The organism is Moritella sp. 36 (assembly GCF_018219415.1).
In the GTDB taxonomy this organism is placed as follows: Bacteria; Pseudomonadota; Gammaproteobacteria; order Enterobacterales; family Moritellaceae; genus Moritella.
Genome location: NZ_CP056120.1, coordinates 57,458 through 82,723, shown reverse-complemented (window position 1 = coordinate 82,723; position 25,266 = coordinate 57,458). Strand labels below are relative to the sequence as shown.

Genomic DNA, 25,266 nt, shown 5'->3' with positions numbered 1-25,266 from the left:
TTAGTCAATACTAAATTCAAGTAAGTTAGGTGCGAGAGTATATCAGTGTCACCTCAAGGTGGTAATCAATAATTAAATGAAAATGCTATTTTGCGAAGGTAATAAAAAACAAAAAAAAGCCCATCACTAAAGAATGGGCTTCACCTGCTTATTTTAGAATTTTTTACCATGTTCTTGCTCTGAAATTAATGGTTCAACACCTAATATACGAGAGAGCAGATCGACTTCATTCAAACTCTCATCACTAAGTTGTACATTCACTAGCAGTGATTCAAATCGACTCTGCTGTAATACTTCCGAAATTCCCGTCATACCACCGGCTGTTTTCAACAACGATGAAATAACCGTATTCGCCCCAGTTTCCCTTTTTTCTATATCTAGTTTCCCATCCATAACTCCCCCTCATAGCTCCCTAACTATCCCTGATTTCTATCCCTTAGAAATATCTTCCAGTCATATAAAACCACATTCACTTACTCAGGGAAATAACCAAATAGTGAGTTTGAGAGGTAAAACGGATAAATGACCAAGTGTCCTATCAGGGCTGAAAATAAATCTGAACTCTGCGCTAATAATATATATTATATTAATTCTTTAGTATTAACTTGATTCTAATCATCGCTATATATCCAAAATCACAATGACAGGGAGTCACAGTGTGAACGTCGAATATTTATTCTCGAAACTGAAACAGCCAGCAGAATAGCAATGGATCCAGTTATCACAGCAAGAGTATTAAAGATGGCAAACTCTGCCGCTTACTCCCGTGGTCAGCATGTCGAATCAATAGAACAAGCAGCGATCAAACTCGGTCTCAATAAGTTAGGTTCATTAGTCATCGCTAGCAAAATCCACTTGGATCAAGAAATCGTTTTTACGTGTAGTTTAATGCATAACATTGGGGAGTTGCTGATCCAAAGTGCATTACCAGAAGAAGCGGGTCTAACCGATCTCAGTCAAGCACAGATGATCATACACCGCTTTCCAGAAATGTTACTAACGCAACTCCAAGCGGTACAGCAGCAAGGTAACGAATTGACAGAATTATTAATGCAGGACGTAGCGTAGAGTTTCAGAAACGAAAAAAGCCTGCTCATTGAGCAGGCTTTTCGAATAGTGGTCGGTGATAGAGGATTCGAACCTCTGACCCCCTGGTCCCAAACCAGGTGCGCTACCAAGCTGCGCTAATCACCGAACATGGTGCGGAAGGAGAGACTTGAACTCTCACACCTTGCGATACTAGAACCTAAATCTAGCGCGTCTACCAATTCCGCCACTTCCGCACAATTTTTCTACTTGCTAGCAGGTAACTCTAACAAGGGTGATAACTCAATTCTAAAAGAATATCTATGTTATCGAATATGGGGCGACTGAAGGGATTTGAACCCTCGACAACCGGAATCACAATCCGGGGCTCTACCAACTGAGCTACAACCGCCATAGTGGTCGGTGATAGAGGATTCGAACCTCTGACCCCCTGGTCCCAAACCAGGTGCGCTACCAAGCTGCGCTAATCACCGAACATGCTCATTAGAATGCATCATTCTTAACAAGTGTGCGCATTATAGATATTGTGTGTAAGTCTGCAAGTCTTTTTAACCAAAAAACGATTTTTTTATCATTTTCAATTAAATCGGAATAAAAACAAACAGCGCCAGTGCAAAAAACAATCAGAACAAATTAATTAACTTACTGAACTGTATTTACCTGTGCATGTTCAATTAAATGCAATGGGGCGACTGATGGGATTTGAACCCACGACAACCGGAATCACAATCCGGGGCTCTACCAACTGAGCTACAACCGCCATTAACCATTTAATTGCACAACCACTATAATAACTATAATGGTGCGTCCGAGAGGAGTCGAACCTCTGACCTCACCCTCCGGAGGGGCGCGCTCTATCCAACTGAGCTACGGACGCATGAGCAATATACTACGTCCAACGGCGAACCTCGTCTAGGCAAATCAGTTAATTCAACATGAATATGTTGCATAATTACAACGCCTGTATCTTTTATAACCAACTAAAAGCCCTATCGAACTGAGGAAAATGCAACAAACACTGTTACAACTATTTAACCTAAGGCTTGGTAAGGATATAATGATTCGCAGTAGTAGGGATTTATTATAACAAAAGTCAACCATAGACTGACAATACCATTATTAGGGAGCTAAAAAGAGCATGTATAAATTACGAAATATTCTAATCACTTTATCAGCATCATTGCTATTTGCATTTACCGTAAGCGCAAATCACAACTCTGCGGAATCAGTTGCAGAAAGAATTGCCCCTGTAGGTCAAGTATACCTACCAGGTGAACTGGCTCCAGTCGTTGCGAAAAGCACAACACCTGCAGAACCACGCTCAGGTGAACAAATTTATACAACTACATGTAGCATGTGTCACGGCAGTGGCCTTGCTGGTGCTCCGATTAAAGGTAATGCGGATCAATGGGGACCTCGAATTGCAAAAGGTAAAGACACGCTTTATCGCCATGCGGTCGAAGGCTTCAATGGCGTGATGCCTCCACGTGGTACGTGTGCAACGTGTTCTGATGACGAATTACATGCTGCCGTTGATTACATGATCCAAGGCCTGTAACACAAAAAATAAATAACGTTATAACAACAGGATGGCCTTAAGTCTCCGATTATAACCAAGTCGCTCTTCGATAAAGCCACTCATTTTTTAGTGGCTTTTTTTTGACCCTCAGTTATCCACTGCTAGACTTTATCACTATAAGACTTAGTTTTTTCGTTATTAAAGACCATTAGGATGCCGACTGTGAACAAGGATCGTCTATCAAACCAGCACCAGCCAAGCAGCGCCAAACTTATCGATCTCGCGCTATCACGTTCATTACGGACACAGCGAGCCTTATTTTTAACACAGCTAAAATCAGCCTCACAACAACTGCAACAAACCCAACAAAGTTTTGTATTATTACTGATTAAAATTGATAACATCGCCGATGTGGAGCAAAGCTTTGGTAGTGAACTCAGTAATAAACTCATTACAATCATTCGTCACCACTTACAATTATTAACCTCCAGTAACGACTGCTTGGTTAACTTACAAGGCGATGAGTTTGCCTTGTTAAAAACGGATATAGTCGATGCGGATAGCGCTATCAGTCTCGCTAAAAAGATCCAATCACAGTTCCGCTTTAGCTTTCAGGTAAGTAACTATAAAATTCTCTGCAGCTGCAGTATTGGAATTAGTTTACAGCAGGCCACCCACTCTGTGAGTCAAGTATTGAAAGACGCGGATATCGCTCTGAAAATGGCTCAGCAGCAAGGTCTAGGTCAATACCATCTATCGAAAGCCTTACCCGTACCAGCTGAAAATACCTTGGCTATATTGCAACAAGAAAAGCTCACTCGCGCTATTATTAACAATGATATTCTGCCGTATTACCAACCTATTATTCAGCTTAACAGTAATCAATTAGTCGGCTTTGAAGTCATTGCCCATTGGCATGAAGAACATCACGACAACAGTTTTATTTCTTTCGCCGAACGTACCGATATTATTATCACCCTTGATTTACACATTATGTATCAAGCCTGCTTACAATTAAAAAAGTGGCATGATTCGAATCCTAATAATCAACAAATCATGTTGGCGATGAACTTATCCGTCAAACATCTCATTCTTGAAGGCGCTGTTGAACATTTAATTTTTATTATTCAACAACAACAGATCCCGCCACATAGTTTAGTATTTGAATTCAGAGAACATGAGTTTATGGCTCACAATGAATTTGCCATACGCGCGTTAGAAAAATTACGCCAAATAGGGGTGCAAGTAGGATTGGATAACTTTTGTACAGGCTTTAGTTCTTTGAATGAATTTTTCAAATATCCGATCGACTTTGTAAAAATAGACAGCAGTTTTACCAATCGTATGCTGATGTCTAACAAAGATCTGTCGTTGATTCGCGTAATTAGAGATATTAGCCACGATATGGGCTTTAAAGTCATTGTTGAAGGAATTAGCAATCCTCAGCAGCATGCTAAATTAATCGAGCTTGGCTGTGAGTTTGGTCAAGGCAGTTATATTGCTCAGCCAATGGACTATACGCAGGTCGAACGCTTATTAGAACTCTAATAAGCGTTATTTTATTTATACTTTGTCAGCTACTTGTTAAAGAGGGCTCTTAAGTTTGCAACACCACGTTTGCCTTTCTCTTGCTTTTCAACGGGAGAGTCAGGTTTTTTACGTAAGTCCCATTCCAGATCATCTTGCGGCAATTCAAGCAAGAATCGACTTGGCTCGGGTTTTACTACTTCACCAAATTGACGGCGCTCTTTGCATAACATCATGAACAATACTTTTTGTGCTCGAGTGATCCCCACATAGGCTAAACGACGTTCTTCTTCAACATTTGGATCGTCATCAATGGAACTTTGATGCGGTAAAATCCCCTCTTCCATGCCGACCATGAATACATAAGGATACTCCAGCCCTTTCGAAGCATGGTAAGTCATTAGCTGTACTTGATCGGAGTCATCTTCTTCTTCATTGCGCTCGAGCATGTCACGTAACGTTAAGCGGGTAACCACTTGTGCCAACGTCATCTCTTCATCGAGATCATCCCCTTTGAGCATTTCTGTAACCCAACGATATAACTCTGACACGTTCTTCATTCGCATTTCAGCGGCTTTAGCGCTAGGACTAGTCTCATACAACCAGTCTTCATAATGTATATCACGCACCATATCACGCACAGCATCGATACTATCACTACGCTGTTCTTGATCCGCTAACTCAACTAGCCAACGGGTAAAGCCACGAACGGCAAGTAAACCACGTCCAGTGAGGGTTTGTTCTAAGCCCATTTCAAAGCTGGCAGCAAACAAACTGATATTACGCATGTTGGCATAATTACCTAACTTTTCTAATGTTGTCGGACCAATCTCACGACGTGGTACATTCACCACACGTAAAAACGCATTATCATCATCAGGGTTCACTAACAAACGCAGATAAGCCATCATGTCTTTGATTTCAGCACGTGAGAAAAATGATGTACCGCCGCTGATTTTATACGGTATACGGTTGGTCATTAAGGCTTTTTCAAATAACCGTGATTGATGGTTACCACGGTATAATATCGCATAATCTTTATATTCACTGCGTGCCATAAATTTATGTGCTAATAGTTCTGATACGACTTTTTCCGCTTCATGCTCTTCATTTTTGGTCGTGAACACTTTAATCGGATCGCCATACCCAAGTTCACTGAATAAACGCTTATTAAACTCATGCGGATTGTTATCAATTAAAATATTTGCGGCTTTAAGAATACGTTGCGTCGAGCGATAGTTTTGCTCTAGCTTTACCACTTTCAAACCAGGAAAATCTTTTTGCAATAACGTGAGGTTTTCAGGACGCGCACCACGCCACGAATAGATAGACTGATCATCGTCACCTACAACGGTGAATTTAGCACGCTGGCCTACAATTAGTTTCACCAACTCATATTGACTGGTATTGGTATCTTGATACTCATCCACTAATAAATAGCGGATCTTATTTTGCCAGCGTTCGCGTACTTCGTCGTTTAGTCGTAACAACAAGGTTGGCATCATGATTAGGTCATCAAAATCCAAGGCGTTATACGCTTTCATATGGCGCATATAATCGTCATAGCACTGGGCAAATAATTTATCTTGGGGCATTTGCGCACGGGCAGTTGCTTGTGGCGGTAATACCAACTCATTTTTCCAATTCGAAATAGCGCTACGTAATTGGTCGATAAGCTCTTTATCTTCTTCGAGCGTCTCTTGAGTAAGCTCTTTTAGTAAGGCGAGCTGGTCTTGATCATCAAACAGTGTGAATGCTTGTTTAATACCTAAACTTTTATATTCTTTACGAATAATATTTAAACCTAAGGTATGGAACGTCGATACCATTAAGCCTTTTGCTTCTTTTTTACCCAATGTTTGAGCAATACGCTCTTTCATCTCACGCGCCGCTTTGTTGGTAAAAGTTACCGCAGCAATATTCTTGGCCTGATAACTGCAATTTTGCACTAGGTGAGCAATTTTGGTGGTAATAACACGTGTTTTACCACTGCCTGCACCAGCGAGTACTAGGCAAGGGCCGGAAATATATTTAACAGCTTCATCCTGACGGGGATTCATTTTCATAGCGACAACACCAGACTAAAACATTAAGAAAAGAAGTAGATATTAGATTGTAGCAAAATTAACATAAAAAAATGCCAGTTATAAATAACTGGCATTTTTTATACATTGAATACGCAATCAAGAATTACTTGATTTTGCCTTCTTTGTACATAACGTGCTTACGAATAACTGGATCAAATTTTTTGATTTCCATTTTTTCAGGCATGTTTTTTTTGTTTTTATCAGTGGTATAGAAGTGACCAGTACCAGCTGATGAATTCAGACGAATTTTATCGCGCATAATATAGCTCCTTAAACCTTCTCACCACGGGCACGCATTTCAGCAAGAACTGAATCGATACCCTTTTTATCAATAATACGCATACCTTTACAAGTAAGACGTAATTTTACAAAGCGGTTTTCGCTCTCAACCCAAAAACGGTGTGTATGTAGGTTTGGCAAGAAACGGCGACGAGTGCGGTTTTTTGCGTGAGAAACGTTGTTACCAACAGCTGGTTTTTTACCAGTAACTTGGCATACTTTTGACATAGTGTGCTCCAATAACTTCAAATATAAGTGTCTACATAGTCGCATTTGAAGCTACTAGGTATACTTTTAATGCTCGGTTTATACAGTAAACCCAGACATAAATCAATAATAGTGCAAAATATCACCACCTTTAAACACACAAAAGTAGTGCTAAAAACAAGCGTTAACGGTTACTTTTTAATCCAAAGTGAAGTAAAACAGTTTAAAACACAAAAAAAAGGCCAAAAAAAAGCAATAAAAATTAAATCATAATAATTGCAAAAAGTATTTCAATTCGCCTAAATGTACAAATGCGAAACCCTTTTTTTCAGGTTATAATCCCCACTCCTTGATAGTGAGTTTACACCAATGCTTAACGATATAGAATTAACCGACCTTAGACAACAGTTTCCCGTATTATCCCAACAAGTGAATGATCACCCATTAATTTACTTAGATAATGCAGCGACAAGTCAAAAGCCCTTGTGTGTTCTCGAGGCGATTAATACCTATTATCGAGACATTAACGCAAATGTACATCGCGCTTCACATGCACTCAGCGCGCAAGCAACATCCGCGTATGAAAATGCCCGTGATATCTGCGCGCAATTTATTAATGCAAATAGCAGTAAAGAAATCATTTGGACCCGTGGCACTACAGAAGCGATCAACTTAATCGCGAACTGCTTAACAACAGAATTTCAAGCTGGGGATGAGATTATCATTTCAACCCTAGAGCACCACGCTAATATTGTGCCTTGGCAGATGCTAGCACAGCGTACAGGGGCGATTCTTAAAGTCATTCCTCTATTGCCATCAACAGATATCGATATGCAGGCTTACAAGTCGTTATTAAGCGATAAAACCAAACTTGTTGCCGTTAGCCATGTATCTAATGCGATTGGCACAGTTAATCCTATTGAAGAGATCATTGCTTTAGCCAAACAAACTAACGCAAAGGTATTAATCGATGGTGCCCAAGCTATTTCACATTGGGAGGTAGACGTACAAGCTCTCGGTTGTGATTTTTATGTATTCTCTGGGCATAAAATGTATGGCCCCACCGGTATCGGCGTGCTCTGGGGTAAAGAGACTTTGCTTAATCAGCTGCCGCCTTGGCAAGGCGGTGGTGAAATGATTAAAGCCGTCAGCTTTGAACATACAACTTATAACGAATTGCCGTTTAAGTTTGAAGCGGGTACACCGAATATTGCCGGAACAATCAGCCTTGCGCGCGCCATGATTTTTCTAAAGAGTTACGATCGACAAGCGCTGGCAGATCACGAAGCTGAACTACTAGCCTACACCACGGCGCAACTCGAAAAAATGCCACGCATTAAGATTATCGGTTCACCTCAACATCGTGCAGGTGGCATCAGCTTCACTATGGGAGACGCCCATAATGGTGATGTGGGTATGCTGTTAGATTTACAAGGCATAGCAGTGCGTACCGGTCATCACTGTGCACAACCTTTAATGCAGAGCCTTAACTTATCCGGTACCATTCGTGTGTCACTCGCCATTTATAACACAAAAGCAGAAATAGACTTCTTCATTACAGCATTAAATGAATTGCAAGATTTACTCTAATATCAATAAATAAAAAATTAACTTTATCCCGCGAGACTTTATGTCTGGTTGGTAATACAGGAATGATCATGACCGATTTCTCGTCGAGCCCATTTGGTAACGAAATTACCAGTAGCGATGTAATGACTTTATTAACCGCGCAAAATGGCTGGCAAAATAAATACCGCCAATTAATTTTGCTCGGTAATAAAATCCCAGCGTTGACTGATGACTATAAAGTAACAAAAAATCAAATTAAAGGCTGTGAAAGTCAGGCTTGGTTAGCGTTTAGTTGTGACAATGATGAACGACTATGGTTTGGTCTGGATTCAGATGCGCGTATTGTTAAAGGTTTAATGGCGGCATTATTAGCAGCCGTTAATGGTAAAACGCGCGTTGAAATCGCAGCATTTAATATTGATGACTATTTTGCTCAGCTTGGTTTTATGCAACAACTTAGCCCTTCTCGTGGCAATGGTTTAAAAGCGGTGATCGCAGCGATCCAAGCCGCCTAATAAACGAGAATATAAGTGGTGTATTGATTAACGCCACTTATATATCAACTGATGTCCTACTATTTCTGCAGGTTTTTAACAATCAACGCAGTTCCCATGCCCCCACCAATACACAGTGATGCCAAACCGTAATCTACCCCACGTTTTTTCATCTCATGTAATAGCGTCACAGTAATACGACTACCGGAAGCCCCCAGAGGATGACCTAAAGCAATCGCGCCACCATTCACATTGGTTTTATCAGCAAACCAGTCCATATCAACATTATGCTCTTGAGTCAGATTAGTCATTACCCCTAATGCTTGTGCAGCAAAGGCTTCGTTTAACTCTAATAATTCTATCTGCTCTAATGACATATCAGCACGTTTTAGCGCTTGCTCAATCGCAGGAACCGGGCCTAGCCCCATAACTTGTGGATCAATACCACCTTGACCATAAGCGATTAACTCTGCCATTGGCTCTAAATCGTATTTTTCTACCGCCGCTTCAGAGGCTAAAATAATAGCTGCAGCACCATCATTAATACCAGATGCATTAGCCGCCGTCACCGAGCCATCCGCTTTAAATGCAGGACGTAGTTTAGCTAAACCTTCGACACTGGTATTCTCTTTTGGATACTCATCAGTTGCAAAACTTTGCGTTTGACGGCGCACTTTTACTTCAACTGGTACAATTTCGTCAGCGAAACGTTCTGCTGTAATTGCAGCGATTGCTTTATGTTGACTGCCGACTGCAAACGTATCTTGTTGTTCACGGGTTAAACCAAATTGGTCAACTATATTTTCTGCCGTCATGCCCATATGGTAATTGTTAAATACATCAGTCAAACCATCATTAATCATGGCATCAACCATGGTCATGTTGCCCATTTTAGAGCCAAAACGTGTTTTCGATGGCATCAAATAAGGAATGTTAGACATACTTTCCATCCCAGCAGCAACCACGATGTCCGCATCACCAGCTTTAATATGTGCCGCGCCGTCCATAATCGTTTTCATGCCACTACCACAGATCATGTTTAACGTATAAGCAGGCACAGTTGCAGGAATACCCGCTTGCATTGCCGCTTGACGACCAGGGCCCATGCCTTGTCCAGCACTAATCACATTACCAACAATGACTTCATCAACGCGCTCAGGATCCACCTTTGCTGCTGCTAATGCGCCTTTGATCGCCGTTGCGCCTAATGTAGCGGCATCAACACTCGCTAAGCTGCCGCCGAAACTACCAAGGGCTGTACGTTTTGCTGCAACGATAAATACTTTACTCATACCTTGTTTCCTTACTTGATGTGATCAGTTTAATTTTTCAAACATATGTTTGAATACTATCACAAGTTATTAACATAACCGAATTTAGCGCAGATCAAATCAAAGTAGATGGATGACAATAAAGGGGATTATCGGAAGCTGTAGAATTGAATATGAAAATGAGAAAAAGAGCGTGCTGATTTTAATAAGCAAAACCAGTTAACACTATCTGTATTAACTGGTTTAAGTCACCTTAAGCTCATAATTCAACGCATAATAGCGTTAATAAAATAAACTAAATGAGCGTGTTAGACGTTCGCTTTCTCTGCTAATTTTTTCAATACACGTGAAGCGGCAACCAAACCAAAGCTTGCCGTCACTGCGGTGGAAGCGCCAAAACCACTTGAACAATCCATGCCAGTTGCGCCATCTGCAAAATTCTTAGTCATGCATACTTCCCCATCAGAACTGGGGTAAATGAGTTGCTCCGTAGAAAACACACATTCAATACCAAATTTACGTTTGGTATTTTTAGTGAAGTTATGTAAACGACGCAAGTCAGAACGTACTTTTGCAGCTAATGGATCTTGATACGTTTTAGCTAAGTCAGTCACTTGAATTTGCGTTGGATCGATTTGCCCACCTGCCGCACCAATAGTTATACATTTGATTTTGTTTCGTTTGCAATACGCTAAGAGCGCCGATTTTGAACGTACGCTATCAATCGCGTCAATCACATAATCATAATCTGTACTGAGGTGCTCGCCAATATTATCGGTACTGACAAAGTCATCGATAAGATTAACTACACATTCCGGATTAATGGCATGAATACGCGCCGCCATCACATCAATCTTTTGCTGACCGATAGTGTCTTTTAATGCATGAATTTGACGGTTAGTATTGGTTACGCAAATGTCGTCCATATCAATCAGCGTGATCTTACCGATACCCGAACGCGCTAACGCTTCTGCCGCCCAAGAACCCACACCACCAATACCAATCACACACACATGTGCTTGATTAAAAAACTGCAGTGCTTTTAGTCCATATAAACGTGCAATACCACCAAAACGATTGTCATATTCGGCCGACATACCCTACCCCAAATCAAGCAAAAAACGCATTATACTGATTCAATCTCATAACTCAAAGTTTGCGATAAATAACACTTCTATCAGAATAATATTATCCTACCCCAGACTAGACAGATTTTTCAAATTTGTGCATTTAAAATGAAGCTTTAACTAGACGGATTTACGCTATGTTTGATCTACTGACTTCTACTCTGGCTTCACAAACCCGCTTATGGGCGGGTACCAAAGCGGCAAAAACCACGATTAATGAGCAAGATCCGTTAATCATGTATGACAACGAAGCCGACCCACTTTGTCGCTTAGTACGTGAAGCTATTTCAGAATTGAATCTTGATGTGCTTATTATTCCCTGCCCCAAAGGTGGAGAGCGTCACAGGCAAGAGCTACAAGAAATGTACAGCACAGATAAAATTCCATTCTTGATTGATAAGAACACCCAGATCATCTTAAATTCAGCGTCTGAAATCATCAGCTATCTATACAAGCATTATGCGAATAGCAGTGCACCGATTCGGTTACGCGCGAATATTTTTAATTATGCGAGTTCAACAAGTGCATCGCTGATCCGCTGCAATGCAGGTAAAATTAAAAAACCAGCATTAAAACCTACTGACCCACTAGTATTATACAGTTTTGAAAGTAGCCCTTATTCACGCCCTGTTCGTGAGACGCTATGTGAATTAGAACTGCCGTATTTATTGGTTAATTTAGGTAAGCAACAATTTGGTGAACTTGGTCCTGCAACACGACGTTTAAGCCCTGGAGAATACAGCCCATTACCAGCAACTAAGCGCAGTGCTTTTTTTGCAGAGCATGGCACAGTACAAGTACCTTTCTTGAAAGATCCAAACACCAACATAGATATGTTTGAGTCAAAAGCAATCGTGAAATATTTGATCGCGACGTATGCTATAAAATAATTAATGTGACCAGATGAAAATACGAGGATAGCAAACGCTTATGATGGGTAACTAAAGTATATCTTGTTAAGCTATTCGCTCTCCTTTTCTAATATAATTCTATCGGATATTTGCATAAAAAAGCCCGGTAAACATAATCATGCTTACTGGGCTATATCAACTAAACCTTGATACTTATATCAGGTATTAGCCAACAATTTTCTTCATGTCTGACATGTAACCACGCAATTTCTTACCGATAGCTTCTACAGGGTGATTACGAATTTCGTCGTTAACTTCGATTAAACGCGCATTATCGACGCCATTTGATTCAGCAGAAAATGCAGAACCCATTAGTTCAGTTGGTAATGAATTTACGTACTCACGTAGTTGTGGTCCCGCTTCGTGAGCAAACAGGTAACAACCATATTCAGCTGTATCTGAAATAACAACGTTCATTTCATATAAACGCTTACGGGCAATTGTGTTCGCAATTAGCGGCGTTTCATGTAGTGATTCATAGTATGCAGACTCATCAACGATACCTGATGCGACCATGCTTTCAAACGCAAGTTCAACACCCGTTTTAATCATAGCAACGAATAATGTACCGTTGTCGAAGAACTCTTGCTCGTCAATCACGATGTCTGATTCAGGGTAATTCTCAAAGGCAGTTTCGCCAGTCTCTTTACGCCATTTAAGTAGGTTCACATCATCGTTTTTCCAGTCAGTCATCATCGTTGATGAGAAGTGACCCGTAATGATGTCATCCATGTGCTTTTCGAATAATGGGCGAAGTGTTGTTTTCATTTCTTCAGCCATATCGAATGCTTTAAGTTTTGCAGGGTTCGATAGGCGATCCATCATGTTAGTGATACCGCCATACTTAAGTGCTTCAGTGATGGTTTCCCAACCGAACTGAATTAGTTTACCTGCGTATGCTGGTGATTTACCGTCAGCAACCATTTTGTCAAACGCAAGAATTGCCCCAGTTTGTAACATACCACATAGGATAGTTTGCTCACCCATCAGGTCAGATTTAACTTCAGCAACAAACGAAGACTCAAGTACACCCGCGCGATCGCCACCCGTTGCAGAAGCGTATGCTTTTGCAATTGCTAGGCCATTGCCTTTAGGATCATTTTCAGGGTGAACAGCGATCAGTGTCGGTACACCGAAACCACGTTTGTATTCTTCACGAACTTCAGAACCAGGGCACTTAGGCGCAACCATTACTACAGTAATGTCTTCACGTACTTGCATACCTTCTTCAACGATATTGAAACCGTGAGAATAAGACAGCGTTGAACCTTGCTTCATTAGCGGCATGATAGTTTCAACTACATTTGAATGCTGCTTATCAGGTGTAAGGTTAAGAACTAGGTCTGCTTGTGGAATTAAATTCTCATAAGTATCAACAACGAAACCATTTTCTGATGCATTTAAGAATGACTGACGTTTTTCTGTAATCGCCGCAGCACGTAATGCATAAGAAATGTTAAGACCCGAGTCACGCATGTTTAGACCTTGGTTTAGGCCTTGTGCACCACAACCCACAATAACAATTGACCAGTCTTTAATGAAGTTACAACCGTCAGCAAACTCACTGCGATCCATAAAACGACATTTACCAAGTTGCTCTAACTGCTGGCGTAAGTTTAAAGTGTTAAAATAGTTAGCCATGTTGCTCTCCATGAGAATTTTGTAATTTGAATGCGCTATCACCACTCCAGTGATGCTCTACCACTCACTATATGCTAAGTTACACATTGCTGGAAATGATATATTTACAATATAGTGTTGCAATAAACGCAACATTCGCATTTATATACAAGATCGCCGTTCGAACGCGGTGTTAAAACAAAGAAAATACCAAACCAGTAAAATTTAAACCCGACTATAAATATAAATACAGAGTTTTAGACTAAATCATTCCATTATAATTAATTACAATGTCTTACACTTAAACCCATTATTATCATTAATGATTACACACAGAAAATAACAATTAAGCCCACTAAGAATAAGGTGAAATATGGATATTCGTTCACTACAACTTTTTTTACATTTAGCGGCCACTTTACACTTCGGGAAAACGGCAGAAGCGATGCATGTCAGTACATCAACACTGACCCGCACCATGCAGCGTTTAGAAGAAGCGGTTGGCAGCCAAATATTCGCCCGAGATAATCGCTCAGTTGCATTAACCGAAAGTGGGAAACGACTACAAAGCTTCGCCCAACAAACTCTCGAAAACTGGACTCAACTGAAAGCAGACCTGAATAATCACAGCGGCGAACTTGATGGTGAGCTTACAATTTTCTGCTCAGTGACCGCAGCCTATAGTCATTTACCACCAATTCTCGATAAATTCCGCTTATTGCACCCCAATGTTGAACTAAAACTGATTACCGGAGATGCTGCGATGGGCATGCAACTGGTTGATGAAGAAAAAATTGATATTGCCATTGCAGCACATCCAGACCAAATATCGAATCGATTAAAATTTGTCGAGATTGCAAAAGTACCCCTTTCAATCATTACCCCGGTGATTTCCTGCCAAGTTCAACAGCAAATTATGCAAGATAATATTAATTGGAATGCCGTGCCTTTTATCTTACCTGAGCACGGCCCTGCACGTAAACGAATTGATAAATGGTTTAAACAAATGAAAATTAAGCCGAGTATTTATGCCACGGTTGCGGGTCATGAAGCCATTGTTAGTATGGTCGCATTAGGACTTGGGGTCGGTATTGCCCCCGCAGTTGTGGTTGATAACAGTCCCGTCAGAGACCGTGTATTAACCTTTGAAAACAGTAATACAATCGATCCATTCGATCTCGGTTTATGCTGCCAGCGAAAACGCTTTGACGAACCTTCGATTGAAGCCTTTTTTAGTATGATTAATCATTGATTTGTCATAAATTATTATTAAGAATAACAATAGCGTTCCGTTATAATAGGAATCTACTCTTCTCTCATCATTGTTACTATGGAGTTTTCATGGGTTTCAAAAAAATAGGCATGGCAATACTAGTCGCTTTAAGTCTAAGCCAAACAGCGGTCGCCAATGAGGTACCAGCACAATTTTCCACGGTCGGCCTCAATGCACCAAAGAGTCAGGATGTTAATGGTTTCCGTTTTTCATTATTCCATGGTCAAACAGAAAAAGTACAAGGCTTTGATATGGCTGTATTAGGTTTATCTGAAGTCGATAAACTCGACGGCATAAGTTTTAATTTATTGCTTGGCGCAAGTAAAGTAAACGAGGAATTTTCAGGAGCATCATTTGGTTTATTTAACTGGCATCTAGGTCAAGATACCGGTTTTAACATGGCACTTGTGAATAATACCAGCCATGTGAAAGGCGTCAATTTAGCCATGGTTAATTTATCAAAAACAGTGGCAGGCGCCAATATAGGCTTAATTAACTATAGCGACCGGTTATCTCTTGTTGATTTTGGTGTGATGAATTATGCGAAAACGACTAAGTTTCAATTTGGTCTGTTCAACGTAACAGAAAACTTACAGGGTTTACAGATTGGTTTATTAAACTATGCTGAAAATGGGGTGGTAAAAATATTACCCCTGATCAATTTTAAGCGATCATTTTAGGTCGATTAATCGATAATTAAAATGCTAGACTACCATCAAACGAAATTAACGAATAGTTAAACTCACTCCGTAATTAGGTGCCGTATGATCAAGCCACAAAAATTAGAAGAAATAGCGAAACAAATACATGACTCACTACCAACGGGTGTCAAATCGTTAGGTACCGAAGTAGAAAAGAAGATCCATCAAGTATTGCAATCACAACTAAACAAGCTTGATCTAGTTAACCGTGAAGAGTTTGAAGTACAAACCAAAGTACTATTGCGTACGCGTGAAAAATTAGCAGCACTAGAAGCTCGTTTAACAGAACTAGAAAAATAGTACTTAGGCCTGATACTGTTAACTATGATCATTGTTAACAGTATCAGGCACGAACTAAAATTCCGTTATAGCTCACTTTTAGTTCTCCATACCTGCCTACTTATCTATTTTCAGCAATAATACATCGACCCAATTTATCTCGTGCTTACGGATCCGTTCATTGGCGATATAATGTAATACCTGTCCACACCGAAGCTGTGTATCCATGGCCGGATTTAATTTAAACCCAGTGCCTTTTTCATCGTCAGCAATTGCCATCAACGTCATACTATATTTCTCTCGCAGAGGCTGAAAGACATCACCGACCGTCATTTCCGGCGCATCCTCTAATGTTAAGCAATATAATGTTGCTTCATCAAGCGTAGAAAACAATTGTTCATGGACAATACTGGCACCGGGCGATTGCATCGTTCGTACTAAAATTTCGGCATGGCGTGAACTTGCACATTCGACATTGGGACAATGTGCACGCAGCAGATCAGCTTTACTTTCCTCATGAAAATAAGCACTGATATGCGCCTGTTTTGAGGCATGTGATGAAGCACTTAATGCCATCGATAGCGTCATTTCATCATTTTCACCATCAACAATAATAGAACTCGCCTGTGCGATCGCAATACGCACTAATTCATCATGATCGGTGAAAGATTCTAGTTTGGCAAACTCCACATCCAGCAGTTGTGGAAACGGATGGTTCATATCACGCTCTACACACAAAATTATCTTGCGTTTATACCGCTTTTTATCGGCAAGAATCAGATCTAAAATCCGTTTAGTGCGATGCGCACGCCAGCCTAAAATTAAAATATGGTCGCTATAAGTACTAAAATCTTTTTTTCCGTTCATACCTTTCCTTGCTAGTGTCACTATTGCTTGCGTGGTTTTACCAATCGCGGCACCAAAAATTAATAACCCAAAAGGGATCTGTACCAAAGCGACAACAAGTTGGCCATGTGCAGTCGTCGGTGATAAATCACCAAAACCAACAGTGCTAATCACCACGACGGTGTAATAGAAAAATGTCAGCGGTTCAATTAACGTGCTTTCATCCGCTAACCATAACAATCCCCATACGACAGCTAAATAACTACAAAAAATAAAAAATAGATTCGCCCAACGCAGTTCAGCAGTGAGCTTGCGTAACGCTAGGCTAATTAATCTAGATATATACATATTGACCTAATGCTTATTAATGGCTAAGTGCTGGCGAATAAGCTCAGCCGTTTTCAACGGTTGCTCTAACGGGAACAAATGCCCACCGTCCATTTCAACCAGTTTAATGTGTGGCTGCTTACGCAATAATCGAGCGACGGTTTCTGTCGATAACGTATCAGAATCACGTCCCCTAATCACCACGGTATCGGTCGTTAAATGTTTAATGCTCGACCAAACCCAAGGTACTGTCTGATAAATAGAGGCTTCCCACTCACGACTATAGCTCAGTTTAAACCCGTCGTCGGTTTCGTACAAACCCTCGGCCATGTAATCAGCTAATACACTGTCAGAAATATCTTTAAAACCACGCACTTTACGGTGAAAATCGAAACCTTCCTGAATATTAACAAACGTATTCGGTCGTCTTAATGTTTTTTCGACCAGTGGTAATCTTTTACGTAAGCAGTAAGGTAAATGACGCATAACCCAAATCATGTGGGGTGCAAGAATAACCGGGTCAAGGAGAATCAGTTGTTTGACTTTTTCAGGTTCGCGTACCGCACAAATGATACTAATCAAACCACCCATCGAATGGCCGACTAAGGTAATAGGCTCAGGTTGCGCAGCAACAAAACGGCAAGCGTCATCGATCATTAATCGCCAATTATCAAAATCATCCGGAATCGGTAATGGCCATAACGGACGCTGGTAAACGGCGCTGACTTTATATTCACCGGTAAGTGGTTGTAACATTTGTTGATACATAGCGGGCGGAAAACCATTGGCATGAAAAAATACCAAATGCTCTCCTTCCCCACCTATATATTTAGAAGGTAATCCTTCAGCGACAAAGCCCTGTGCTGATAATTTTTCTGCGATCCATTGCTTCATAATCTACCTATTGTACATGTGAGACTAATTCTTTGTATTTATTTTATAATCCTTTAAATTTCAAACTAGATGAATAAACACTGTCTAAGTAATTCTTACGTCAGTTAGAATTACGATATCCTTCGATACCGTAATTCTATATTACATTTACTTATTCTGGAACTAACCATTCAAGGCGGAAAAATGCGTTTTTATCTTGCGCTAATTCTTCCGTTAGCCAAGGCAGTAACTCTTCCATTTGAGCAACCAATTTCCACGGTGGATTAATGACAACCATACCTGTACCAGTCATACCACGTTCTTCAGTATCACCTTTTACGCATAATTCGATCACTAAAATCTTTTTAATGCCAGTGCCAACAAAGTCTCGCATAAGCCGATCAATAGTGCGACGTTCAATAACCGGATACCAAAGTGCATAAGTGCCTGTTGCAAAACGGCGGTAAGTCTGTGCGATCTCCTGCACTACCTGGCGGTACTCGGTTTTGATTTCATAAGATGGATCAAGCAGTACTAAACCACGTTTATTGCGTCCAGGTAGCAAGGATTTCAGCCCTTCATAAGCATCTTTCTTGTACACGCGCGCTTGACGATCACCAGCAAACTCTTGCTCTAATAATTTTACATCCGCAGGGTGTAATTCCGTCATTTGCATACGATCTTGTTCACGTAATAATAAACGCGCAACTAATGGTGATCCCGGATAATGCTTCAGGGTAGACGTGTTATTTAACTGCTTAATCATATTTAAATAAGGGATTAATGGCGCAGGTACTTCACCTTGTTGCCAAATTCGAGCGATACCATCAACGTATTCAGCTGTTTTTTCTGAATGTGCACTCGATAAGCTATAACGACCCGCGGCAGAATGGGTATCGTGATAAATAAAAGGCGTATCCTTTTGTTTTAACGCTTCTAAAATCAATACTTCAACCGTGTGTTTAAGTACATCAGCAAAGTTGCCAGCGTGAAAGCTGTGGCGATAGCTCAGCATAATATTTCCAATATAAAAATGATAAATTAATTGCGGTAAAGGGTAGCACTGTTTACTTAAAACTAGGCTATTTATTCTATCTTTCAAGTGCCCTATAGTCTGCTTTATTCATACTTTCGTTAAGTTTTCAGTTGTTATAGTGATTAGCTAAGTTCAGCGGTATACATACTGTTTCATGAATCTGACCAAAGGACACGGCCATGCAGCAAGGAGAGGAATTAGGCGCAAACATGACTCGCGTAATTTTTACAGCGATGCAGATCGAGAAACACCACTGAGAATTGATTAATTCTCAGTGGTGGACGATGAGTCAGTTTGAGCCACCGAGATTATCTAGTGCGCAAGAAAAAACTTATACGCAGGATTGTTAGTTTCTTCTTTATATTGATAACCTAACTTAACTAAATAAGCTGAAAAAGCTTTCATCTCACCATCTGGTAGCTCAAAACCCGTTAATACACGACCATAAGCAGCACCATGGTTACGATAATGAAATAAGGTAATATTCCAATTCATACCTAGCGTTAATAGAAATTTTTGTAATGCTCCCGGATGTTCAGGGAATTCAAAGCTAAACAAACGTTCTTGCAAGTCTTCAGCAGGACGGCCTCCAACCATATAACGTACATGCTGTTTGGCCATTTCATCTTCAGATAAATCAACCACTGGATATTTTGCATCTTCCAGCTGTTTAATGACGGTAGCTAACTCTGCAGTACCTTGAGGTGTACGTAAGCCGACAAAAATATTTGCCGCGGCACGATTAGAATAACGGTAGTTAAATTCAGTCACGGCGCGATTGCCTATTAATTCACAGAACTTCAAGAATGCACCAGGACGTTCAGGGATAGTCACCGCAAGCACCGCTTCCTTCTTCTCTCCATATTCACTACGCTCTGATACATAACGTAATGAGTGGAAGTTAACATTCGCACCACTTAAGATCGACGCCATGTTCTTATCACGTAAACCGTTTAATTCAGTATATTTTTTTAATCCCGCCAGCGCTAATGCGCCCGATGGTTCTGCAATTGCACGGGTATCTTCAAAAATATCTTTTAACGCCGCACAGATCTCATCACTGCTCACCGTGATCACATCATCGATAAATTCATTACAAAGGCGGAATGTTTCAGTACCAATCCGCTTTACCGCCACACCATCGGCGAAAATACCTACACGGTCAAGCGTAACGGGTTCACCCGCATCTAATGCCGCGCGTAAACAGGCTGAGTCTCGCGGCTCAACACCGATCACTTTAATTGATGGTTTTAATTGTTTGATATACACAGCAATACCCGCAGCAAGACCACCGCCGCCAACAGGTACAAAGATATAATCTAAATGGGAATTTTGTTCTAGCAATTCACGCGCAATAGTTCCTTGCCCCGCGATCACATCCGGATCATCAAACGGTGGGATCAAGGTATAGCCTTCTTCTGCTGAAAGTTTCTTAGCATGATTTGATGCTTCATCAAAACTATCACCATATAAACAAACGTCGGCACCAAAACCACGCACCGCACTCACTTTAATATCAGGGGTAATAACTGGCATTACAATGATGGCTTTAATACCCAGTTTCTTCGCAGACAGCGCAACACCTTGGGCATGATTGCCTGCAGAAGCAGCAACGACACCGCGTAATTTTTGTTCTTCAGATAATTGCACCAATTTATTAAATGCACCGCGTAATTTAAACGAGTGCACGGGTTGACGATCTTCACGTTTAAGAAGAATACTATTACCCAAACGTTCAGATAATTTTGTTAATGGTTGTAACGGGGTGACCACTGCAGCTTCATAAACCGGTGATAACAGGATCTTACATAAGTATTCACTTGCTGTAAGTTGTGATTGGGGTTGTTGGGGCTCGTTATTTGTCACTCGATCATCCATTGAAATATAACTGACAAGTTAACGCATTGACATGCAATCGTTAACGCTATGATTTAGTTATAACAACAATCGAAACAGATAAAAAGGTTTAACTCAGGATAACTTTTCACCGGAAATAAAAAAGGGAGCATTTCGCTCCCTTTTAACTATTTATATTAATTGATTACGCTGTTTTAGCTACTGCATTTGTTTCTTCAGATGCATGTGCTATTTCAAGGTTTAGTTCACCTTCACTCTTAGCAACAATCGTATTAACCGCTGTATCACCGATTACGTTAGCAGAAGTACAGAACATATCATTGATACGGTCAACCGCAGCAATAATAGCGAGTGCTTCAACAGGTAGACCAAGTTGTGTAAGTAACACACCAATCATCACGATACCGCCACCAGGTACACCACCTGCGCCAACAGATAGTAGTAGGATAGTTAGCCCCATAGTGAACATATCAGTAACTTGCAGTGGTGTGCCGTATGCGTTGGCAGCAAATACTGTCGCAATTGAGATGTAGATAGATACACCAGACATGTTCATCGTAGCGCCCAATGGAACACCAAAACCAGCAACTGTTTTCGATACACCAATCTTATCCGTAAGGGTGCGCATAGTTACTGGGATTGTTGCGTTTGAGCTTGCTGTCGATAGTGAAAATAGGAACTGTTCACGAACTTGGCGACGGAATGTAGCTGGACGGATACCCGTTGTTGCCCATACCGCTAGTGGGTATACAATTAAGATCCATACTAAAAGCAATGCTACAACCAGACCCACGTAACTCGCTACTGAAGCGAGCGTTGCGCCATCAAGCGTCGCACCTAATTGAATCATTAACGCGAATACACCAAACGGGGCAAAGCTCATGATTAGGCTAACAAGTTTCATCATGATGTCATTCGCGATTTGGAATGCATTAACCGCTGGACCACCTTTTTTGTCTAGTGCTTGAATTGCCAGACCAGTAATGATTGCCATGAAGATGATTTGTAACATGTCACCAGAAGCAAATGCTTGTATCGGGTTACTTGGTACGATGTTAACAATCATTTGACCAATATCAGGTGTTTCTGTTGATGTTAGATGTACCGCAGTACCACCTAATTCAGCAAGGTTAGCACCAACACCTGGTTGAACAATCATTGCCACAATAAGTGCAACTGTGATTGCGATTGCTGTATTTGCGAGGTAAAGGAAGAACGTTTTACCACCTAAGCGACCAAAACTTTTAATGTCTTTCAGTTCACATACACCACATACAATAGAGATGAAAACTAATGGCACAACCATTAATTTAATCAGTGATACAAACATAGTACCGACTGCAGTAGCTGCACCGACAAAATATGTATCAAGGAACGATCCTGCACCAAAGCCATACTGAACGATAGTACCCAGTAACAAGCCCACAAACAGGGATATAAATATTTTCGAACTTAGTGATTTATCCATAACAAACTCAGCCTTTCAATTATCATAGTAGTGTGTGTTTTTTTGCTTATTATATTATTTTTATATTTTTACAATTCTTTGCACTTCAAGATTTGATGATTGGAGAGTATTACAACTCTATTGACGAAGGGAAGCAGTTCAATCATCTAGCAACAGGAAAGTCGAGGTGGGTCACATATCCAAGTACTTTTGTACATTTTACGACTACGTAACATCTACACAATCATCAAAAAAATCCACTTTAAATTAAGAAACGTCAATTTTAGCGTCTTAAAACCGACAAAAACCCTCAACTACTCAAAAATAGGCATTGTATCGATAATGGACAAAATAGAAAAAACCAACATGTTTTAACAAAGATAGTGATTTATATCGTAAATTTAACTTAACCACACACTTATGAGCCAACAGTGTTAAAAATGAAAGTATATTAAATAGATTGTTGATGAAAAAAGGCACTCAGAAAGGCTTTGAGCACCCCAAAATATATTAGCTGATTATTCTGCCAAAGATTGTTTTATTGGTTCTTCTGGCGTAACGGTGACATTTTTAGCATTATCCGTAGCCTTGTTAGGTTCAACTATTGCTGAATCACTATTTTTCGTTTCAACAATAGTTAAGTCCGGCGTTAAAGTAATTGTTTCCGGTAACTCAACCTCTTCTTCTGCAACCATTTCTGTCACCACAGGTTTCGGTGCTGCACATAACTGATAATCCGTATTTTCATTATTTCGCCAGAATTGGCGGTTGTGACGGATCATTGCCCGAACTTCTGTAATGTACGCCTCTTTTCTTTCCGAGTAATTAATCAACCCAGCCGCGAGTGCACAGGCATTAATGACATCGCCATTTTTACGTAATTCAGAACGAATCTCACGTAGCAGCAAATAACTTTGGTTTCTATTAATATTGCGGAAATACGAACGAACAGACTCCTCGATCGAGTCAAAGCTTGCCACTTCATGCGCAGCCCCTTGCTCGCGTTGATTTGGTACAATCCCACAGCCTGTGCTAAAGCACCACTGGCCAAAAAAGTTATGTCCAAGTTTAGCAAAGCGTGATGTGCCCCAAGCCGTCTCATTCGCCGACTGACTAAATACCAGTTCTTCAGGGATAACATCCACGTGTAACAATAACGTATTAATCAGAGCATGATCATTATTAGCGGTCACTTTATACATACTCGCCATATCTTGTAATTGTGCTTGATCTTGTGCTGTTAATACTACTTTAGCCTGCCATTGAGTTAATAGCGCGCGCTCTGCTAATACTTCAGCAGTAACGGTATCAAATGCGGGTTGTAGATAATTAAAGAATGCGGTTTTCTTGGCGGTGGCATCATTAAACGCAGCAAAGTCTGGTACATCTGACCTTTCAACTTCAATAGCATCATCTGACCTTTCGACTTCAATTACATCATCTGATGTAAGGACTGTATAGAGACCGAATAGAGCCAGCCCAGTAAGAAGGAGTAAAATAGTTATTTTATTTTGCATATAAAAAAAGCACCATTAATAAATAATGGTGCTAATTTAACACGTTATTGCAAAAGCTAGATTATAAAATCATGCTCTTTGGTGCAACGAACGGTAAGTTATGTGCTTCAGCAACATCTTGAACAGTTACTTGACCAGCGATAACGTTTAAGCCGTTTAGTAGGTGCTCATCTTGTAGCAATGCTTCTTTCCAACCTAGATTAGCAAGCTTGATGATGTACGGCAGTGTTGCATTGTTTAATGCAAACGTAGATGTTTTCGCAACAGCACCAGGCATGTTAGCAACACAGTAGTGTACAACGTCATCAATGATGTAAGTTGGGTCTTGGTGTGTCGTCGCGTGTGAAGTTTCGAAACAACCACCTTGGTCAATCGCAACGTCAACAACAGCAGCACCAGGCTTCATGCGTGAAATTAGATCTTTAGTTACCAGTTTCGGTGCAGCTGCACCAGGAACCAATACCGCACCAATCACTAGATCAGCGTCTAATACATATTTTTCAATTGCATCGTGTGTAGAATAAACTACTTTCAAACGGCCATCGAATTGATTGTCGAGATTAGCGAGTACAGTAAGGTTACGGTCTAACATAGTTACGCTAGCGCCCATACCCACAGCCATTTTCGCTGCATTCATACCAACAACACCGCCGCCGATAACAACAACGTTTGCAGGAGCAACACCCGGTACGCCACCCATAAGAAGACCACAACCACCTTGTGATTTTTCTAATGCTTGTGCGCCAGCTTGAATCGACATACGACCAGCAACAGCAGACATAGGTGCAAGTAGCGGTAAGCCACCGTTTGCATCAGTTACTGTTTCGTAAGCGATACAAACTGCATTACTCTTAATTAGGTCTTCTGTTTGTGCTAGATCAGGTGCAAGGTGTAAGTAAGTGAATAACACTTGGCCATCACGTAGCATTGCACGTTCAACAGCTTGTGGCTCTTTTACTTTCACAATCATGTCTGCAGTTGCGAAAACTTCAGCTGCAGTTGTTAATATTTTTGCACCAACAGTTTCATAATCGCTGTCGCTAAAACCAATACCAGCACCAGCAAATGTTTCAACATAAACTGTATGGCCATGTGTAATAAGCTCTCGTGCACTTGCAGGAGTCATACCTACGCGATACTCATGGTTTTTAATTTCTTTAGGTACGCCGATAATCATATGCTATTTACTCCGATACATGGTTTATTTAACTGGCTGAGAAAAGCTTCTCGATATATAGGTGCAGTATAGACGCAGAAGTGCAGAATTAATCACTAAAGATCTATCTAATTTTAAGAAAATTTTATATAAGATTTGTTAAATTGATGTTGAACAGAAGATAATTTTTTCTGTGAGCAAGATCGCCCTCAAAAAAAGGGCCCAGCAGTCATCATAGTCGATTATCACTGAGCCCTTGATATAGATCATGGTGAATTACTAGATAATACTAACGA

The 25,266-nt window shown here is 40.6% G+C and carries 23 protein-coding genes and 6 tRNA genes; 9 read left to right on the top strand and 20 right to left on the bottom strand.

Annotation, left to right across the window (positions count from 1 at the left end; all coding sequences use genetic code 11):
* Positions 1-153 precede the first annotated feature (153 nt).
* Positions 154-393: a hypothetical protein gene (locus HWV03_RS00370; RefSeq protein ID WP_211678027.1), complete on the bottom strand. Its 240-nt coding sequence runs from the start codon at positions 391-393 to the stop codon at positions 154-156.
* 315 nt (positions 394-708) lie between these two features.
* Between HWV03_RS00370 and HWV03_RS00365 the strand changes: the two genes are divergently transcribed.
* A complete protein-coding gene (locus HWV03_RS00365) occupies positions 709-1,068 on the top strand; it encodes an HDOD domain-containing protein (RefSeq protein ID WP_211678026.1) in 360 nt (119 codons plus the stop codon).
* Positions 1,069-1,117: 49 nt separating this feature from the next.
* Here the strand turns inward: HWV03_RS00365 and HWV03_RS00360 are convergent.
* The 6 genes from HWV03_RS00360 to HWV03_RS00335 all read right to left on the bottom strand — a co-directional run bounded on the left by HWV03_RS00360 (position 1,118) and on the right by HWV03_RS00335 (position 1,924).
* A tRNA-Pro gene (locus HWV03_RS00360) sits at positions 1,118-1,194 on the bottom strand.
* 4 nt (positions 1,195-1,198) lie between these two features.
* Positions 1,199-1,283 (bottom strand) — tRNA-Leu (locus HWV03_RS00355).
* 79 nt (positions 1,284-1,362) lie between these two features.
* Positions 1,363-1,438, bottom strand: a tRNA-His gene (locus HWV03_RS00350).
* A 5-nt stretch (positions 1,439-1,443) separates the two neighbouring features.
* Positions 1,444-1,520 (bottom strand) — tRNA-Pro (locus HWV03_RS00345).
* A 211-nt stretch (positions 1,521-1,731) separates the two neighbouring features.
* Positions 1,732-1,807 (bottom strand) — tRNA-His (locus tag HWV03_RS00340).
* A gap of 40 nt (positions 1,808-1,847) precedes the next feature.
* A tRNA-Arg gene (locus tag HWV03_RS00335) sits at positions 1,848-1,924 on the bottom strand.
* 261 nt (positions 1,925-2,185) lie between these two features.
* Between HWV03_RS00335 and HWV03_RS00330 the strand changes: the two genes are divergently transcribed.
* Positions 2,186-2,605, top strand: coding sequence for a c-type cytochrome (locus HWV03_RS00330; protein WP_211678025.1), 420 nt, complete (start codon positions 2,186-2,188; stop codon positions 2,603-2,605).
* 174 nt (positions 2,606-2,779) lie between these two features.
* Entirely contained in the window at positions 2,780-4,114 is a 1,335-nt protein-coding gene (locus tag HWV03_RS00325; RefSeq protein WP_211678024.1) for a GGDEF domain-containing phosphodiesterase, read from the top strand.
* Between the two features lie 29 nt (positions 4,115-4,143).
* On the opposite strand, the gene rep is transcribed toward HWV03_RS00325, so the two are convergent.
* The 3 genes from rep to rpmB all read right to left on the bottom strand — a co-directional run bounded on the left by rep (position 4,144) and on the right by rpmB (position 6,687).
* Complete coding sequence (gene rep, locus HWV03_RS00320) at positions 4,144-6,159, bottom strand: DNA helicase Rep (protein WP_211678023.1); 2,016 nt, start codon at positions 6,157-6,159, stop codon at positions 4,144-4,146.
* A gap of 124 nt (positions 6,160-6,283) precedes the next feature.
* Complete coding sequence (rpmG, locus tag HWV03_RS00315; RefSeq protein ID WP_045108636.1) at positions 6,284-6,439, bottom strand: 50S ribosomal protein L33; 156 nt, start codon at positions 6,437-6,439, stop codon at positions 6,284-6,286.
* Positions 6,440-6,450: 11 nt separating this feature from the next.
* The gene (gene rpmB / locus HWV03_RS00310) at positions 6,451-6,687 is read right to left on the bottom strand and encodes a 50S ribosomal protein L28 (RefSeq protein WP_006030956.1); all 237 of its coding nucleotides are present in this window, start codon (positions 6,685-6,687) and stop codon (positions 6,451-6,453) included.
* Between the two features lie 348 nt (positions 6,688-7,035).
* On the opposite strand from rpmB, the gene HWV03_RS00305 reads away from it, so the two are divergent.
* Positions 7,036-8,256 (top strand): cysteine desulfurase, encoded by a 1,221-nt coding sequence (locus tag HWV03_RS00305; RefSeq protein WP_211678022.1) that lies wholly within the window; start codon positions 7,036-7,038, stop codon positions 8,254-8,256.
* A 68-nt stretch (positions 8,257-8,324) separates the two neighbouring features.
* Positions 8,325-8,750, top strand: coding sequence for a cysteine desulfurase sulfur acceptor subunit CsdE (gene csdE / locus HWV03_RS00300; RefSeq protein WP_211678021.1), 426 nt, complete (start codon positions 8,325-8,327; stop codon positions 8,748-8,750).
* Positions 8,751-8,809: 59 nt separating this feature from the next.
* Here csdE and HWV03_RS00295 read toward each other — a convergent pair whose 3' ends face one another.
* Together HWV03_RS00295 and tcdA are read right to left on the bottom strand one after the other, a co-directional pair.
* The gene (locus HWV03_RS00295; RefSeq protein ID WP_211678020.1) at positions 8,810-10,021 is read right to left on the bottom strand and encodes an acetyl-CoA C-acetyltransferase; all 1,212 of its coding nucleotides are present in this window, start codon (positions 10,019-10,021) and stop codon (positions 8,810-8,812) included.
* Positions 10,022-10,308: 287 nt separating this feature from the next.
* A complete protein-coding gene (gene tcdA, locus HWV03_RS00290; RefSeq protein WP_211678019.1) occupies positions 10,309-11,097 on the bottom strand; it encodes a tRNA cyclic N6-threonylcarbamoyladenosine(37) synthase TcdA in 789 nt (262 codons plus the stop codon).
* A gap of 167 nt (positions 11,098-11,264) precedes the next feature.
* Between tcdA and HWV03_RS00285 the strand changes: the two genes are divergently transcribed.
* Entirely contained in the window at positions 11,265-12,017 is a 753-nt protein-coding gene (locus tag HWV03_RS00285) for a glutathione S-transferase N-terminal domain-containing protein (protein ID WP_211678018.1), read from the top strand.
* Between the two features lie 186 nt (positions 12,018-12,203).
* Here the strand turns inward: HWV03_RS00285 and ilvC are convergent, their stop codons facing one another.
* Positions 12,204-13,679: a ketol-acid reductoisomerase gene (ilvC, locus tag HWV03_RS00280; RefSeq protein ID WP_211678017.1), complete on the bottom strand. Its 1,476-nt coding sequence runs from the start codon at positions 13,677-13,679 to the stop codon at positions 12,204-12,206.
* 352 nt (positions 13,680-14,031) lie between these two features.
* Between ilvC and ilvY the strand changes: the two genes are divergently transcribed.
* From ilvY to ubiK, 3 genes are all read left to right on the top strand, one after another.
* Positions 14,032-14,910, top strand: a complete 879-nt coding sequence (ilvY, locus tag HWV03_RS00275) for an HTH-type transcriptional activator IlvY (RefSeq protein ID WP_211678016.1) — start codon at positions 14,032-14,034, stop codon at positions 14,908-14,910.
* An 89-nt stretch (positions 14,911-14,999) separates the two neighbouring features.
* Positions 15,000-15,611 (top strand): VC2662 family protein, encoded by a 612-nt coding sequence (locus HWV03_RS00270; protein ID WP_211678015.1) that lies wholly within the window; start codon positions 15,000-15,002, stop codon positions 15,609-15,611.
* Between the two features lie 84 nt (positions 15,612-15,695).
* On the top strand, positions 15,696-15,932 hold the full coding sequence (gene ubiK, locus HWV03_RS00265; protein ID WP_067050897.1) for a ubiquinone biosynthesis accessory factor UbiK: 237 nt from the start codon (positions 15,696-15,698) through the stop codon (positions 15,930-15,932).
* 96 nt (positions 15,933-16,028) lie between these two features.
* Here ubiK and HWV03_RS00260 read toward each other — a convergent pair whose 3' ends face one another.
* The 7 genes from HWV03_RS00260 to ald all read right to left on the bottom strand — a co-directional run bounded on the left by HWV03_RS00260 (position 16,029) and on the right by ald (position 24,991).
* Positions 16,029-17,105, bottom strand: a complete 1,077-nt coding sequence (locus HWV03_RS00260; RefSeq protein WP_211678014.1) for a potassium channel family protein — start codon at positions 17,103-17,105, stop codon at positions 16,029-16,031.
* Between the two features lie 6 nt (positions 17,106-17,111).
* Positions 17,112-17,978, bottom strand: coding sequence for an alpha/beta fold hydrolase (locus HWV03_RS00255; protein WP_211678013.1), 867 nt, complete (start codon positions 17,976-17,978; stop codon positions 17,112-17,114).
* A gap of 151 nt (positions 17,979-18,129) precedes the next feature.
* On the bottom strand, positions 18,130-18,972 hold the full coding sequence (locus tag HWV03_RS00250) for a 23S rRNA (adenine(2030)-N(6))-methyltransferase RlmJ (protein WP_211673578.1): 843 nt from the start codon (positions 18,970-18,972) through the stop codon (positions 18,130-18,132).
* Between the two features lie 333 nt (positions 18,973-19,305).
* Positions 19,306-20,871, bottom strand: a complete 1,566-nt coding sequence (gene ilvA / locus HWV03_RS00245) for a threonine ammonia-lyase, biosynthetic (protein ID WP_211678012.1) — start codon at positions 20,869-20,871, stop codon at positions 19,306-19,308.
* A 163-nt stretch (positions 20,872-21,034) separates the two neighbouring features.
* Positions 21,035-22,318 carry a dicarboxylate/amino acid:cation symporter gene (locus HWV03_RS00240; RefSeq protein ID WP_211678011.1) on the bottom strand — a complete coding sequence of 428 codons (1,284 nt, stop codon included), beginning with the start codon at positions 22,316-22,318 and terminating at the stop codon, positions 21,035-21,037.
* Between the two features lie 497 nt (positions 22,319-22,815).
* On the bottom strand, positions 22,816-23,814 hold the full coding sequence (locus HWV03_RS00235; RefSeq protein ID WP_211678010.1) for a glucosaminidase domain-containing protein: 999 nt from the start codon (positions 23,812-23,814) through the stop codon (positions 22,816-22,818).
* A gap of 61 nt (positions 23,815-23,875) precedes the next feature.
* A complete protein-coding gene (gene ald, locus HWV03_RS00230) occupies positions 23,876-24,991 on the bottom strand; it encodes an alanine dehydrogenase (RefSeq protein ID WP_211678009.1) in 1,116 nt (371 codons plus the stop codon).
* Positions 24,992-25,266: the final 275 nt, after the last annotated feature.